The sequence below is a fragment of the Flavobacterium sp. MR2016-29 genome, from assembly GCF_015350695.1.
Taxonomy (GTDB): domain Bacteria; phylum Bacteroidota; class Bacteroidia; order Flavobacteriales; family Flavobacteriaceae; genus Flavobacterium.
This window is the reverse complement of the sequence record NZ_JADKPU010000001.1, coordinates 625,433-643,005: the sequence shown is the minus strand read 5'-3', so window position 1 is coordinate 643,005 and position 17,573 is coordinate 625,433. Positions and strand designations below refer to the sequence as shown.

The window sequence follows — 17,573 nt, the reverse complement described above, 5'->3', positions numbered from 1 at the left end:
ATACTCTAAGATAAAATCATAGGTTTTACCAAGTGTGGAGAATTATGTTAAGTTAAAGAAAAGAAATAATGACAAATGATTTTTTTAAATTATTAAGAAAGCAGTTCAGATTAAGTGGTAAAACAATCGTAGACCACATAAAAAGAAATCATTTTGAACCTGGCAATTTCGGAGGAAAGGATGATATCTGCTCATTTTGTAGTAGGAATGATAAACTAACAAACGAACATGTGCTTCCAAGATGGAGTTTTCAAAATGATCCAATGAGGTACTTTAAAACGGTAATAAATGGAACAAGCCAAAATTACATAAAAACAGTTATTCCACCCGGTCAAATATGTAACAATGAAACTTTAGCAAAAGTTGAAAATAAAATAAATGGTGCACAATCGTCGCAAACGGTTTTTGAAAATACTGAAAGTATAGCATTGATGGGGTTTGTGAGCTTAGGTTCGAATCCTTCTGCGTTTAGATGAGCGGACAAATCTTTCATTTAAAGTTTTTTACTCAATATCTTATAGAGATAAATTAGATTAATTTGTACCTTATTTGTACCATATATTTGTAAATTACTGATTTACAGGTATAGTTACTTTAGAAGAAGTAAAATAATTCTTTAGTACTAATTAATTAGTTACAAAGTATTAAAATAGAAAACCGAGTCAGAAATGACTCGGTTTTTTTATGGAGTATAATTACCTGTTAAAAGTAATAAAAAGATTACATTTAATATTAGTTAACATTTTTACAAAATAACGATTCTCATTTCACGTTCGAATTCTTTTTTGTAATATTACTATATAAATCATTTTTGAATGAGAAAGATAAAATACAAGAAAGGGCGCAAGCTTCAGCATATAACTTTAGAGTATACCGGAACACAAAAAGAGCATAAAACAGAAATGCAGCTTTTTGTTTATGATGATAATGATGTTGTTGAATATGAGAAATTTACAGTTGAATCTTTAAATAGCTGTATTGATTATACTAAAAATAATTGGCTTAATATTCATGGATTAAATGATATTGGCTTAATAAAAACAATTGGTACTCATTTTAAACTGGATGATTTTTTATTGGCAGATATTTTAAATACATCCAAAAGAACCAAATTAGAAGAACAGCAAAATATTTTATTCTTCAATATAAAATCGCTTTTGCCTTCTGAATATTCAGATAATATTAGTGTCGAACAGCTTAGTTTTATTTTAAAAGATGGAATTCTAATTTCTTTTCAAGAAAAGCGAAGTGATTTCTTTACTCATATTAGAGAACGCCTTCGCACGCATGCCGGAATTGTGAGAACTAAAAAAGTAGATTACCTTCTTTATCTGCTTTTGGACGCTGTAATGGAAAACTTCTATATTACGATTGAAGATGAGGAAGATAAAATTGAAGAATTAATCAATTTAACTAAAAAAGGAGCTGATCCGATTATCTTAGAAAAGATTGAAAATCATCGTGATAACTTTAATTTTTTAAAGCGATCTATTATTCCGCTTCGAGACTCACTATATTATCTAAAAACGATTAAAGACGATGATACTTATAATGGAATTGAAAAAGAGACTTTTAGTTTTTTTATTAGACTCCATCAAAAAAGCTTAGAACTTTTAGAGCAGATTGAGTCAGACATGAGTTCATTAGAAAGTGCTTCTAATTTTTATTTCTCGGAACAAAGCCGAAAAATGAATGAAATTATGAAAACGCTGACCATTATTTCGGCCATCTTTATTCCGCTTACTTTTATTGTTGGAGTCTACGGAATGAATTTCGATTATATGCCAGAACTTCGTGCGAAAAACGGCTATTTTATTGTTATGGGAGCCATGTTTTTATTGGTTATAGCCCTTATTATTTATTTTAAAAAAAGACGTTGGTTTTAACGTTTGTTTCAATTAAAAAAATCATTTAGATTACCTTTGTTTTAGAATCAATATAAATAAATATGAGTAAAGCAATATATATAGCCACAAGCGATCAGAACAGCGGAAAATCAATTATTACACTCGGTTTGATGAGTATTTTGATTGGTAAAACTGCTAAAGTGGGGTATTTTAGGCCTATAATTGAGGATTTTATAGATGGAGAACAAGACAATCATATTGAAACAGTTTTGTCCTATTTCAACCTTGATATTAAGTTTGAAGATGCCTATGCAATTACGAAAAGCAAATTAATCAAAAAGAAAAATAAAGGAAAAATAGGAGAGGTTTTAGACCTTATTATTGAAAAATATAAAAAACTGGAAGAGCGTTTTGATTTTGTTCTAGTTGAAGGAACGAGTTTTACTGGAGAAGGAACTTCAATAGAACTAGATTTGAATGTTTTAATCGCAAAAAACCTCGGAATTCCCACGATAATTATTGGTTCAGGAATTGGAAAAACTTTAGAAGAATTAGTAGACAGTCTTTATTTGGTTTATGATTCATTTAAAGTAAAAGATGTCGAAGTTTTATCAGTTTTTGCTAATAAGGTACAGCCAGAAAATTTAGAATTAGTTACTAAAAGCCTTCAAAAAAGTTTACCATCTAATGTATTGATAAATACAATTCCGCTGATTTCGAGTTTAAATAACCCAACAATGCAGGAAATTGTAAACGAATTAGATGCGAAAGTTTTGTTTGGAGAAAATTATTTAAATAATGAAATTGGCCACTTTAGTGTCGGCGCCATGCAATTGCATAATTACTTGGTTCATTTGCATGATAATGCTTTGGTTATTACGCCTGGAGATCGTTCGGATATTATATTAGGCGCTTTGCAAGCCAATGAATCCGTTAATTATCCAACCATTTCTGGAATTATTCTAACTGGAAATATTGTTCCTGAAGAAAGCATTTTAAAGCTCATCGAAGGACTTTCAGCCATCGTTCCAATTATTGCGGTTGATGGAGGAACGTATCACATTACCAACAGAATTGGAGCTATTAGATCTGAAATTTATGCCAACAATACACATAAGATTGAAACCTCAATTATAACCTTCGAAAAATACGTTGATAATGATGCTTTATCAGAAAGATTAATCACTTTTGAAGCAGAAGGCATGACGCCAAAAATGTTTCAATACAACATGGTTAAAAGAGCAAGACAACATCGTAAACATATCGTTTTGCCAGAAGGAAATGACGAAAGAATTATTATCGCAGCTTCACGATTATTGGCTATGGATGTAGTTGATATTTCAATAATTGGCGATAAAAAACAAATTGAAAGTAAAGTTGCAGAACTTGGAATTTCTTTTGACTTTTCGAAAGTAAATATCATAAACCCAATTGAATCTGAACTTTATGAAGATTATGCCAATACCTATTATGAGCTTCGAAAAGCAAAAAACGTAAGTATTACAATGGCAAGAGATTTAATGGAAGATGTTTCATATTTCGGAACAATGATGGTCTATAAAGGCCATGCTGACGGAATGGTTTCTGGAGCGGCACACACAACACAGCATACGATTTTACCGGCTTTGCAATTCATTAAAACCAAGCCCAATTCATCTGTAGTTTCTTCTGTTTTCTTTATGTGTCTAGAAGATCGAGTTTCGGTTTTTGGCGATTGTGCTATTAATCCAAATCCAACTGCTGAACAACTGGCAGAAATTGCGATTTCATCAGCAGAATCAAGTGCTGCTTTCGGAATTGAACCAAAAATTGCAATGCTTTCGTATTCTTCTGGCGCGTCAGGAAAAGGAGATGAAGTAGATAAAGTAAGAACTGCGACCGAAATTGTAAAACGAAAACGTCCAGACTTAAAAATTGAAGGACCAATTCAGTACGACGCAGCAGTCGATCGCGCTGTGGGTAAAAGCAAAATGCCAGATTCTGAAGTAGCGGGACAAGCGAGTGTGCTTATTTTTCCTGATTTAAACACTGGAAATAACACTTACAAAGCTGTCCAAAGAGAAACCGGAGCTCTTGCAATCGGACCAATGCTGCAAGGTTTAAATAAGCCTGTAAACGATTTAAGCCGTGGATGTACAGTTGACGATATTATAAATACGGTCGTAATTACAGCGATTCAGGCGCAAGGATTGTAATCAATTAAAAATCTGGAATTAAAAATTAAAAATTTGAGTATCAGTACGAATACTTATGAACTTAGATACTCAGTACCTTAGCAACTTAAGAAATGAAAATATTAATTATAAACTCAGGAAGTTCTTCAATAAAATATCAATTAATGGTTATGCCTGAAAACGAGGTTATTTGTTCAGGAATGATCGATAGAATTGGTTTAGAAATTTCGAATATTACTTTTAAGACCGCATCAAATTCGGTAGAAGAATTACTTCCAATTCCCAATCACAAAGTAGGTTTGCAAAAAGTAGCCGAAATGCTGTTAGATTCAGAAAAAGGAGTTATAAAATCGACTTCAGAAATTTCGGCTGTAGGTCATCGCGTCGTTCATGGCGGAAGCGATTTTACGGATACTGTTAAAATTGATGAAAAAGTAAAATTGAAAATCAAACAGCTTTTTGAATTAGCGCCATTGCATAATCCTGCAAATTTAGAAGGAATAAATGTGGCTGAAGAAATTTTTGATTCGGCAGAGCAAATTGCTGTTTTTGATACCGCTTTTCATCAAACCATGCCAGAAACGGCATTTAAATATGCAATTCCGAATTACCTTTTAACAGAAAATAAAGTCCGCGTTTATGGTTTTCATGGAACAAGTCATAAATATGTTTCTGAAAAAGCTATTGATTTTTTAGATAAGAATTCTAAAATAATAACCATTCATTTAGGCAACGGTTGCAGTATGGCAGCTATTAAAGACGGAAAATGTATCGACACATCGATGGGTTTTTCACCTTCAAATGGATTAATAATGGGAACTCGTGCCGGAGATATTGATCAGTCTGTAATTTTTTATCTGATAAAAAATTTAAATTATACTGCAGACGAAGTAAATGCAATTTTGCTAAAACAAAGCGGTATGCTTGGCCTTACAGGATATAGTGATTTGAGAGATATCGAATCTGAAGCAGAAAAAGGAAATAAAGATTGTCAGTTAGCATTATTGATGAATGCTTACAGAATTAAGAAAACAATTGGTTCTTATACTGCTGCATTAAATGGTCTAGATGCGATTATTTTTACAGCAGGAATTGGAGAAAACTCATCATATATGCGCAAACTTGTTTGTACTGATATGGAATATTTCGGAATTGAATTAGACGAGGAAAAAAATCAAATTCGTTCTAAATCAATTAGAGAAATCAGTAAGCCAAATTCAAAAGCAAAAGTTTTAGTGGTTCCAACTGATGAAGAGTATGAAATTGCAAATCAGGTTTATCACTTGCTGGAAAATTAAAAAATCAGATTTTAATTATAAGAAGGCTTCTCATATGAGAAGCTTTTTTACTTCTAAAAAATTAAATATTTGTCAGTATCTTTGACTATAAATCTCAATATCTTGAAATCGATACTTTTAAAAACATTATTCTTCTTTTTCATTGCTTTTCAAGCTCAGGCACAAGAATTACTTCCTTTCGTAGAAAATTATAATAAATCAGATTACCAGGGCGACAATCAAATTTGGAATGTTGTTCAGGGAAATGATAATGCTATGTACTTTGCCAACAATCACTATCTATTACGTTATGATGGCGTGATTTGGGAAAAATACACATTGCCTAATAAAACAATTATCCGTTCGATTTTAGTTGAAGGCAATAGAATTTATTCTGGTTCCTATAAAGAGTTTGGCTATTGGTATAGAAAAGAGGGTAAAATGGAGTACGTCTCCATTACCAAAAACCTTCGCTTATTTGATGAAAAGGATAATGAAGAAATCTGGAAAATTTTCAGATTTAATGGTTCTTTATATTTTCAATCCTTTAATGATGTCTTTATTTACGATGGAAAACATATCCAAAAAATTAAATTTCCATTTTTAATATCATACTGTTTTGTCGTAGATAATAATCTTTATGTGGCTTCTGTAGAGAAAGGAGTGTACAGAATGAATGGATCAAAAATTGCGAATCCGAAAGGCTGGAATATTTTAAAAAATACTGTTGTTCATGCTATTGAAACATACAAGGGGAAGACCTATATTTTTACTCAAAAAAAAGGAATTTTTATCGTTGAGCATACCGGTTTAAAACCTTGGAATAATCCATTAAATGAAACTTTAAAGTCTAATGGAATTAATATTGCAAAGTTTATCAAAAACAACAAACTTGTTGTAGGTACTGGAAATAAAGGTGTTTTTATATACGATTTTAATACCAATACCTTTAAAAATATAGATCGAAACAATGTTTTAATGAACAACTCAGTTTTGAGTATTGGTTTTGATAAAGAAGAAGATTTATGGCTTGGGCTTGACAACGGAATTGCCCATGTTGAAATCAATTCTCCAATTTCATTTTTTTATGATAATTCGGGGATCTTAGGTTCTGTTTATTCTGTTGCAACAACTAGTAAAGGGTATTTGATAGCTTCTAATCATGGTATTTTCGAATTTGATTCTGGTAATTTTAAAATGTTGCCAAACACTCAAGGTCAGGGTTGGAATATTACTAAAATTGGAAACAAATATATTATAGGTCATAATGATGGTACTTTTTGTTACGAAAATGGAGCATTAACAAAAATAAATAATGTCAGCGGAGGCTGGAATTTATCTAAAAGTACTATTAATGATACTTATTTTCAATCAACTTATAGTGGTATTTTAGTATATAATGATCTTTCAAAACTTACAGAAAACACGAAAATTAATGATCTTTCAAAACCTATAAAGTATGTAGCTCAAAACAAAAAAAATGAGATTTGGGCTGCTGACAATTATCGAGGCCTATACAGAGTTTTTTTTGATAATAATTTCAAAACCAAAAAAGTCGAAAATATTACACAGCAAAGTAAAATCAAAAATGATTTTGGAGTTAAGATTTTTGAATTTAGAAATGAAATACTTTTTCTAATTAATAATGTATGGTATACCTTCAATTCTATTTCTAATAAATTAGAAGAAAATGAATTGTTTAATACTAATTTCAAAAATATTTCTGACGTAGTAGCGATTGATGAAGATCATTTTATTGTACTTCAAGATGGTATTTTGTATCATATATATTCCCATAATAACAAATTTGTATGGAATATTATTCAGGAGAAATATTATAAGGGAAAATTGATTAATGAAAACTTAAGAATTTTTAGAAGTCAGAACCATTATTTGATGAATCTCGATGACGGCTTTATTTCGCTTCAGCTGGGATATGAAAACAAACAAAATAAAGGTGTAAAGGTAGAAGCTTATAATGGTAAGGAATTACTTCCCAATGATGGGAAAATTAAACACAATACAGAACTTCGAATCAATGTAATATCTGGAATTTACGGAGCCAGTAAACCAAATTTATTTTATCAGATTAATAAAGGAAACAATTTTATTCCGATTTCAAATGGCGCAATAGTTTTAAATAATTTAAGCAGCGGTTCCCATTCAATTGTAATTTTTAAGCACGATGGTGCAAATTACGATAAAGTTTCAGCTTTTGACTTTAGAGTTGCTCAGCCATGGTATTTTTCTTTTTGGATGATTTTGCTTTATTTATTAATAATTGGAGCAGTGTTGTTTTTTTATTATAAATGGAATAAACTCCGCTATACTCAAAAGTTAAAATTACAAGCCGAAGAGCTAAAACATCAGCGTGAAATTCTGGAGATGGAATTAAAAGCCGAGAACGAATTAAATATTCAGGAATATGAAAAGCATATTTTAGAACTTGAATTGCAAACCAAATCCTCTGAAGTAGCCGGAAAATCTTTATCAATTGCGAAACAAAGCGAGATGATTGATAATATTCAGCATATTTTGGATTCTGAAAAAGATTTTAATAAGCTTAAAAGTGAAATTAAAAAGGCAATCAAAATAAATGAAGTTAACAAACACGAATGGGAAATATTCGAGACCAATCTAAATCAAATTCACAATGAGTTTATTATTAGTCTCTCTAAGAAATTTCCAAATCTAACTCCAAAAGATATAAAACTCTGTGTTTATCTTAAAATGAATCTTTCTTCGAAGGAAATTGCACCAATGATGAACATCTCTTTTAGAGGGGTAGAATTACATAGATACCGACTTAGAAAGAAACTTAATCTCTCTCAGGAGGATAATCTCTCCAAATTTTTATTAACTGTGTAAGATTTGGTTTTGTTTTTTGAGGATATTATATTTTTGCATATCATTTTTTATATAATTCCAATACATCATTACTACATCATAAGGTTATGTTAATAAAATAAATTTAACATTTAAATATTTGATTTATAGTACTATATATTTATATTTTAACATAATGATGTAGCTATGTAGTAGTGCTGTTTGATGTACTACAACGTTGTAATTGTTTAATTTGGCTCTACTAACTTAAACGATTACGAACTGTATGAAAAATTTTATTTTTAGCTTTTTAGCGCTCTTGCTGCTTCCAGCTTATATGTCTGGACAAGCAATTAAAGGAAAAGTAGTAGACAGCAGCGGAATGGGAATTCCGGGAGCAGTAATAAGTGCTTCTAATTCTAGAACATCTGCTGATGCTGATTTCGACGGAAATTTTACAATTACCGCTAAAGAAGGTGAGATTCTAAAGATCTCAATGCTGGGTTTTGATCCCGTTTCTGTACCAGCAACTATAGCTCCAATGACAATCACTATGAAAGAATCAGGTGATACTGCTTTAAAAGAAGTAGTTGTTATTGGATATGGAACAAGAAAGAAAATTGATAATACTTCGGCGATTACCTCTATAAAGGCTGAAGATATTACCAAAACGAAAGTTTTGAATGCATCTCAGGCGATTCAAGGTAAAGCTGCTGGTGTTCAGGTTATTTCATCAGATTTGCCAGGAAGTACACCTTCTGTTGTGATTAGAGGATTGGGTACTGCATTAGGAGGAAGATCTCCTCTATATATTGTAGACGGAATGCCAACGGAAAATATCAATAATATTAATACTAATGATATTACTTCGTATGAAATTCTTAAAGATGCTTCTTCTTTAGCTATTTACGGTACAAGAGCGGCAAATGGAGTTATCATTATTACTACCAAAAAAGGTAAAGGAGATAAGGTAACTGTAGAAGTTGAGAGTTTTGCCGGTTTCAGACAGCCTTTGAAAAAAGTAAAAATGGCAAATGGAAACCAATATGCGGCATATTCTAATGCTGCATTAGGAACAAATACTTTTGCTGCAAATCAGCCAGTTAATACAGATTGGTTCGACGAAATTACGAGAACAGGATCTTATACACAAAACAACGTTTCTGTTTCTGGAGCTTCAGAAAACATTAAATACTTTTTCAGTGCAGGAAACTACGAAGAAAAAGCAGTTTTGAACGGATTAAACTACGGACGTACAAGCTTTAGAAATAACAATGAATATAAAATTTCTAAAAGAGTTACTTTAAATCAGAACTTTAGTTTTACTTCTGCAAATTCAGCTCCAAAACCATTAGGTGCTTTTACTAATGCTTACAAACAATCTCCAATTGTACCAGTTTATTTCCCGAATGGGCAATACGGTGTTTCTTTTGTAGATGCAAATGGAGTTGCAAATACTAGCGGTTCTTCATTTAATAATGTTGGAAATCCAGTTGCACAATTAAACTTTTATGATGAGCAGCAAAGAAGTGTTACGCTTCAAGGTGGCTTAAAATTAGACTACGAAATTATTGATGGTTTAAAGTTTACTTCACAATTTAATGGAGAGTACTATTCATGGAAACAGTACAACTACGAAGACAGTAAAAATATTTGGTTAGCAGCAGATCCTACGCGTGTTGAAGCAAATTATCCTGCTACTAACAACATTAATTTGCTGACAAAAGGAAGAGAACAATATTTTAACTGGAACCTTTCTAACTACTTAACTTACAACAAAGTTTTCTCAAACATTCATGATATTGAATTAACTGCAGGTATGGAAGCTTCTGTAAAAGGACCAAGAGAAAAATTGACAATTGCCAGAAAAAATGTTAATCCAAATTCTAACTATTGGGCTTTAAATGATACTAATCTGGGTCACGGCGTTGATTATGTAGGAACTGTAACAAGTTTATATGATGTAGTTTTTAACGAAAGCAGATTAGCTTCCTATTTTGGTCGTTTCCAGTATAAATTAATGGACAGGTATTTATTAACGGGTACTGTTAGACGTGACGGATCTTCAAATTTCGCAAAAGATTACCGTTGGGGAACTTTTCCATCTTTTGGTATCGGATGGATTATGACAAAAGAAAGTTTCTTGTCTGATATTAAAGGAGTTGATTTAATTAAATTAAGAGGTAGCTGGGGTAAATTAGGAAATCAAAATGTTCCTTTAAATAATCAAGCGTATGCTTCTGGATTGAATAGTTATTTAGGCGGTTCAATTTTATATGAAGGAACTACTATTTCATCTCAAATTGACCCAAGCCTATCTTGGGAAATTACAGAAGAAACTTCTGCTGGTGTTGATTTCGAATTTTTAAATAGCAGATTAAAAGGATCTTTTGATGTTTATGATAAAAATACAAGCAATGTAATTTTAAATACTAAACCTTATGTAACTTCTGGTATTACGTTGGCAACTCCCGCACACGTTGGTGAAGTTTCAAACAAAGGTTATGAAATTGCTTTACGTTGGGATGACAAAATATCAGATAACTTAAGCTACTGGGTTGGAGGAAACTTCTCTAGCAACAAAAATGAGCTTGCTGGCTTAAAAGATTTTGATATTTCACCAGTTATTGGAGGAAATTTAGGAAATGGCCAAAACACAAAATTATTAGATAAAACTTCAATTGGTCAGCCTTTAGGTAGTTTTTACTTATATGAATATGCCGGAATCGATGCTACAAACGGTAAAATGTTATATTACAATGCAGCAGGAGCAAAAGTTACTCAAGATGCTTTAGACGCTAATAAAGACAGAAAATATGTTGGTTCAATTTTACCTAAAAACAATTATGGCGTAACATTAGGATTAAACTATAAAAACTTTGATTTATCTGTTGACGGATATGGAACCAGCGGAGCTAAAGTTTATAATGGTAAAAAAGCACAACGTTTTACTGGTGAAAATATTGAGGCATCTCTAGCAAATGATTATTGGACAGCTTCTAATACAAATGCATCAAATCCAGCACCATTTAATCAAGTGCCAGTTGCTTCTACTTATTATATGGAGTCAGGTGATTTCTTCAGAATCAACAACATTACTTTAGGATACAAACTTCCAATTACAGGTAATTTTATTGAGTCTTGCAGATTGTATGTAAATGCAATTAATCCATTTATAACACAAAAGTACTCTGGTTTCTCTCCAGAATTAAATGGTGATGGTAATCCTTACGGAACTCAAGGAGTTGAGCTTGATGCTTACCCTACATTAAGATCTTTCGTTATTGGTGCTAATTTAAAATTTTAATATTATGAAAAAGATATATATATCAATGTTTGCGCTTTCAGCATTCTTTTTTACTGGATGTGCAGACGATTTTTTAGATGTAAATCAAACAGAGTCTATCTCTACAAAAGACATCGAATTATTCAATAATGACAGTGGAGCAACAACATTTGTGACTTCAATTTACAGTAAGTTCCTTGATTGGGATATGAGTTCATTTGGTTGGATAGGATTGGCAAGTATTACTAGTGATGATGCTGATAAAGGTTCATCCCCTGGAGATACTGGTACAGATAAAGATGTTCTGGATGCTTTGACTTATAACTCATCAAATCCTTCTGCTGAAAGTACTTTTAATGCTCAATATGACGGAATCAACAGATGTAATCAAGCCTTAAATATTATCCCTAAACTAGATAAAGCCAATCCAGCTTTAAGAGAAAGGCTAATGGGAGAAGCTAAATTTTTAAGAGCATATATGTATTTCACTTTGGTAAAATGTTATGGTGGTGTTCCAATTGTAGATCATTTGCCAAATCCAGTTTCTGAGGATGATAAAAAAATGCAATTGACTCGTAAAACTGCTGCTGAAGTATACGCTTTTATAGAGAAAGATTTAGCAGACGCTATCGCAGTGTTGCCACTTAAATCTGCTTATGCTGCAGATGAAAAAGCAAGAGCTTCAAAAGGTGCCGCTTATGCATTGTTAGCAAAAGTTAGTTTGTATCAAAAGAAATGGCAGCAAGTAGTAGATAACGCTAATTTGATTACAGGTTACGGTTTAAATCCTAGCTATGCTAAAATGTTTAGATTAGAAGGAGAAAATGATATTGAATCTCTTTTTGAAATTAACGGAGTTGGTTCAATTCCAGCAAGAGGAATCCAAGGTTATTCTAATACACAAGGTGTTCGTGGCGCCGGTGGATGGGGATGGGGTTTCAATGTTCCATCACAAAGTTTATTAAATGCTTATGAAGCTGGCGATGTTAGAAAAGATGCTACCATTATTTTTAGAAATTCAACTTTATACGATGGAAGAGTTATTCCATCAACTGTTGAGAATCCAATGTATAATTTCAAGGCATATTCTTCTTCATATACAGATGCATGGGAAACAGATGCTAACATCAAATGTTTAAGATATGGTGAAGTGTTGCTAATGAAAGCTGAAGCGTTGAATGAGCTTGGACAAACCTCTAACGCTATTCCTTTATTGAATGAAATTAGACACAGAGCTGGTTTAGGAGATACTCCTGCAACTTCTCAAGCTGCAGTAAGAACGGCAATTTGGAAAGAAAGAAGAGTTGAGTTAGCATTTGAGTTTGATAGATTCTTCGATCTTGTAAGAACTGGACAAGCAAAAACGGCTTTTGCGACTGATGGAAAAGTCTTTACAGAAAATAAAAATGAATTGTTTCCAATTCCGGCAGCATTCATATTACAGGCAAACGGCTTATCCGCTCAAAATCCTGGTTATTAATTAAATAATACCATCCTTCACTTCTCTTAGGGAAGTGAAGGATTTTTAAAATATAATTTATAAAATTTTTGAAATGATTAGATTTTCAATTCTAGTTAGTCTTATTACTCTTTTAGGATGTGGTAAACAAGAGAATAAACCGAAAGATAATACTGCTGAAACTGTTTCTGAAAAACAATTGACAGATGAACAGCTTTTAGATGTAGTACAAAAACAAACTTTTGCTTATTTCTGGGATTACGCAGAACCAAATTCAGGTTTAGCTAGAGAGCGTTTTCATCCGGATGGGAATTATCCTGATAATGATGCACATATCATTACTACCGGAGGTTCTGGTTTTGGACTGATGGCGATTGTTTCAGGAATGTCACGTGGTTATGTTACAAAAGAAAAAGGTGTAGAAAGACTAAATAAGATTGCTGATTTTCTTGCAAAAGCCGATCGTTTTCACGGTGCCTGGCCACATTGGATTGATGGAAATACAGGAAAAGTAAAACCATTTGGAATAAAAGATAACGGAGGAGATTTAGTCGAAACTTCATTTTTGGTTGCTGGAATGATTACAGTTAGAGAATATCTAAAAGAAGGTTCTGAAAAAGAAAAAGCTGTAGCTCAAAAATATGACGCACTTTGGAAAGGCGTAGACTGGAAATGGTTCACAAATAATAAAAATGTTTTGTATTGGCATTGGTCTCCAAGCTATGACTGGCAAATGAATTTTCCGCTTGAAGGTTATAATGAATGTCTGATTACTTACGTTATGGCAGCATCTTCGCCAACGTATACTATTGATGCTAAAGTGTATCACGAAGGATGGGCTAGAAACGGTGGAATTGTTTCTTCTAAAACGAAATTTAATCTGCCATTAATCTTAAAACATAATGCAGCTGAGGAATTCGGTGGACCTTTATTTTGGGCACATTATTCTTATTTGGGCTTAGATCCGAATCAATTAAGCGACAAATATGCTAATTATTGGGATTTAAATTCAAATCAAGTAAAAATTGACTACCAATATTGTATCGAAAATCCTAAAAAGTTTGAAGGTTATGGAGCTGATTATTGGGGGTTAACAGCATCATATTCAAGAAACGCTGATGGTTCAGTAGGCTACGATGCACACATGCCAAGCAATGATAAAGGTGTTATTTCGCCAACTGCAGCAATTAGTTCTATTGTTTATACCCCAAAAGAATCGATGGCTGTAATTAGAAATTTATATAAAAATCACAAAAAAGAAACTTGGGGAAAAGCTGGTTTTTATGATGCAGTTAGCTTGCAAAATAAATGGACAGCAAAAAGATATTTAGCAATTGATCAAGGACCAGAAGTAGTTATGATCGAGAATTACCGTTCCGGATTATTATGGAAATTGTTTATGAACGCTCCAGAAGTAAAACAAGGTTTAGTAAAGCTTGGCTTTAAATCTGAAAAGTACAAGTTTTAATACGTTTTATCATGAGAAACAAAATAGCGTTATTAATGTTGCTTTTTTCAGTAATAGGCTTTGCACAAACCGAAATTACTGGAAAAATAAATACAGTTTCAGTAATAAAACACGAATTAGGATATGCTTTGCATAAACCTGATAATACAAAAGAAAAAAAGCCATTAATAGTTTTTATTTCAGGTGATGGCGAAAAAGGAACAGACATTGGAAAAGTAAAAATTCATGGACCTTTAAAATATCTAAAAACACATCAATTAGATGCTTATGTTCTTGCTCCTCAATGCAAAGAAGATGAAAATTGGGATATTGAATCAATTAATGAATTGATTTTAAAAATTCAAAAAGAAAACAAAATAGACCCAAACAGAATATATGTTACAGGTTTAAGTTCAGGTGGATGGGCAGCATGGAATTTAGCGCTTACATACCCAGATAAGTTTGCAGCAATTGTGCCTATTTCCGGTTTTGTTGACTTGATTGAATTAGAGAGCGCTTGTAAAATTGCAAATATTCCAACAAGAATTTTTCACGGATTATTAGATGATGTAGTAAAAGTAGATTACGCTATAACCATTTACAAAGAATTAAAAAAGTGTAATGCCAAAGATGTTCAATTGACCATTTTTGATGATGCGGGTCATGACAGCTGGACACGAGTTTACGATAATCCAGAAATTTATGACTGGATGTTTAAACAGATTAAAACAAATACCAATAAATAAATACAATAGAATGAAATCGCTTTTATTCCGATTTTATAATCAGAATGAACAAAAACGATTGCATTTTCCATTAAAATAAATATTAAATACACATGAAAAACAAATTAGTCTTACTTTTTTTAGGATGTGCTGTTTTGGGTTACGCTCAAAAAAAGAACACTAAAAGTACAGTAACAATTAAACCAAAATCAGAGTTTGTAGCTGAGCTTTTGTCGAAAATGACATTAGACGAAAAATTAGGACAGCTTAATTTACCAACGTCTGGAGATATAACTACAGGACAGGCAAACAGTTCTGATGTGGCTAAAAAAATTGCTGAAGGTAAAGTTGGAGGTTTATTCAATATTAAATCTGTTCAGAAAATTAAAGAAGTACAAAAGATTGCTGTAGAAAAAAGCCGTTTAAAAATTCCATTGATTTTTGGTATGGATGTTATTCACGGTTATGAAACTACATTTCCAATTCCGTTAGGGTTATCTTGTACTTGGGATATGGGCTTAATCGAAAGAAGTGCGCAGATTGCAGCTCAAGAGGCTAGTGCAGACGGTATTAACTGGACGTTTTCTCCAATGGTAGACATCTCTCGTGATCCTCGCTGGGGAAGAATTTCTGAAGGTTCAGGAGAAGATCCTTACTTGGGAAGCCAAATTGCTAAAGCAATGGTTAACGGTTATCAGCAACACGATCTTTCGAAAAATAATTCGATAATGGCATGTGTAAAACACTTTGCATTATATGGTGCGCCAGAAGCTGGACGTGATTACAACACGGTTGATATGAGCCATATCAGAATGTTTAACGATTATTTTCCTCCTTACAAAGCCGCTGTTGATGCTGGAGTAGGTTCTGTAATGGCTTCTTTTAATGAAGTAGACGGTGTTCCTGCAACTGGAAATAAGTGGTTGATGACTGACGTTTTAAGAAAACAATGGGGCTTTAAAGGTTTTGTAGTGACTGATTTTACAGGAATCAACGAAATGATCGAGCACGGTATGGGAGATTTACAAGCAGCTTCTGCTTTATCATTGAATGCAGGTGTTGAAATGGATATGGTTGGAGAAGGTTTTTTAACTACTCTGAAAAAATCTTTAGACGAGAAAAAAGTAACAATTGAGACTATTGATGATGCAGTTAAACTTATTTTAGAAGCAAAATATGATTTAGGATTATTCCAAGATCCATATAAATATTGTGATGAAAAGAGAGCTAGAACAGAAATCTTTACAGCAGCAAGCAGAAAAGAAGCACGTCAGATTGCGTCTCAATCGTTGGTTTTATTAAAAAATCAAAATCAAGTGCTGCCTCTTGAAAAATCAGGTACAATTGCAATTATCGGACCATTGGCAGATGCAAAAGAAAATATGCCCGGAACTTGGAGTGTAGCCACTAAAATGGAAAATGCCATTTCATTATTAGCCGGAATCAAAGAAGTAGCAGGAGCATCTGCAAAAGTATTATATGCAAAAGGAAGCAATTTAGATTACGATGAAACTTTCGAAACAAACGCTACAATGTTTGGAAAAACATTGCACCGTGATGCGCGTTCTAAAGAAGAGTTATTAGCTGAAGCTCTAAAAGTAGCTAATCAATCTGATGTAATTGTTGCAGCTTTAGGAGAATCTGCTGAAATGAGTGGAGAATCTAGCAGCCGTACAAACTTAGAAATTCCACAAGCACAAAAAGATTTATTAAACGCATTATTAAAAACAGGAAAACCAGTTGTTTTAGTTTTATTTGATGGTCGTCCGTTGGTGATTAATGATGAGAATGCTACAGTTCCAGCTATTTTAAATGTTTGGTTTGCAGGGACAGAAGCAGGTTATGCAATCGCTGATGTATTATTTGGAGATGTTAACCCCTCAGGAAAATTGACAACAACTTTTCCAAGAAGCGTAGGTCAAGTGCCAATTTATTATGCACATAAAAATACAGGAAGACCACTTTCTAATACAGAAGGGAAGTTTGAAAAATTCAGATCGAACTATATTGACGAAAGAAACGAGCCATTATTTCCTTTTGGATTCGGATTAAGTTATACCAATTTTGAATATTCAAACTTGAAAATTTCTTCTGATAAAATCAATTTCAGCGGAAAATTAAAAGTAACAGTTGATGTTGCAAACACAGGAAATTATGACGGAAAAGAAACTGTTCAATTATATATCAGAGATTTAGTTGGATCGGTAACAAGACCCGTTAGAGAATTGAAAAATTTCCAAAAAATAACACTTAAAAAAGGTGAAAAACAAACGGTGACTTTTGATATCACAGTTGAAGATTTAAAATTTTATAATTCTGATTTACAATTTGTAGCAGAACCTGGACTGTTCGATATTTTCGTTGGAGGAAATTCAGCTGCTGATAAGAAAGTTAGTTTTGAGTTAACTAAATAGTTGGTTTATTGATTGTAATTAGCCCTTCGTATTGGTTAACGAAGGGCTTTTTTTATAACGCTAAGTTTCGAAGAAAAACAATTTAAGAAGAGATAGAAATAATACTAAAATGGAAATG

At 32.5% G+C, this 17,573-nt stretch carries 10 protein-coding genes; all 10 read left to right on the top strand.

Annotated features, from left to right (window positions below; translation table 11 throughout):
- Positions 1–68: 68 nt before the first annotated feature.
- The 10 genes from IR010_RS02920 (at position 69) to bglX (ending at position 17,455) form a co-directional block, all read left to right on the top strand.
- The gene (locus IR010_RS02920) at positions 69–476 is read left to right on the top strand and encodes a hypothetical protein (RefSeq protein ID WP_194601398.1); all 408 of its coding nucleotides are present in this window, start codon (positions 69–71) and stop codon (positions 474–476) included.
- Between the two features lie 339 nt (positions 477–815).
- Complete coding sequence (gene corA, locus IR010_RS02915) at positions 816–1,886, top strand: magnesium/cobalt transporter CorA (RefSeq protein WP_029269467.1); 1,071 nt, start codon at positions 816–818, stop codon at positions 1,884–1,886.
- 62 nt (positions 1,887–1,948) lie between these two features.
- On the top strand, positions 1,949–4,042 hold the full coding sequence (gene pta, locus IR010_RS02910; RefSeq protein WP_194566725.1) for a phosphate acetyltransferase: 2,094 nt from the start codon (positions 1,949–1,951) through the stop codon (positions 4,040–4,042).
- A gap of 92 nt (positions 4,043–4,134) precedes the next feature.
- Entirely contained in the window at positions 4,135–5,319 is a 1,185-nt protein-coding gene (locus tag IR010_RS02905; protein ID WP_194601394.1) for an acetate/propionate family kinase, read from the top strand.
- A 102-nt stretch (positions 5,320–5,421) separates the two neighbouring features.
- Positions 5,422–8,166, top strand: a complete 2,745-nt coding sequence (locus IR010_RS02900) for a LuxR C-terminal-related transcriptional regulator (protein ID WP_194601391.1) — start codon at positions 5,422–5,424, stop codon at positions 8,164–8,166.
- Between the two features lie 244 nt (positions 8,167–8,410).
- The gene (locus tag IR010_RS02895) at positions 8,411–11,431 is read left to right on the top strand and encodes a SusC/RagA family TonB-linked outer membrane protein (protein WP_194601388.1); all 3,021 of its coding nucleotides are present in this window, start codon (positions 8,411–8,413) and stop codon (positions 11,429–11,431) included.
- A gap of 4 nt (positions 11,432–11,435) precedes the next feature.
- Positions 11,436–12,890 carry a RagB/SusD family nutrient uptake outer membrane protein gene (locus tag IR010_RS02890; protein ID WP_194566717.1) on the top strand — a complete coding sequence of 485 codons (1,455 nt, stop codon included), beginning with the start codon at positions 11,436–11,438 and terminating at the stop codon, positions 12,888–12,890.
- A gap of 73 nt (positions 12,891–12,963) precedes the next feature.
- A complete protein-coding gene (locus IR010_RS02885) occupies positions 12,964–14,337 on the top strand; it encodes a glucoamylase family protein (RefSeq protein WP_194601385.1) in 1,374 nt (457 codons plus the stop codon).
- An 11-nt stretch (positions 14,338–14,348) separates the two neighbouring features.
- Entirely contained in the window at positions 14,349–15,062 is a 714-nt protein-coding gene (locus IR010_RS02880) for a prolyl oligopeptidase family serine peptidase (protein WP_194601382.1), read from the top strand.
- Between the two features lie 92 nt (positions 15,063–15,154).
- Entirely contained in the window at positions 15,155–17,455 is a 2,301-nt protein-coding gene (gene bglX / locus IR010_RS02875) for a beta-glucosidase BglX (protein WP_194601378.1), read from the top strand.
- Positions 17,456–17,573: the final 118 nt, after the last annotated feature.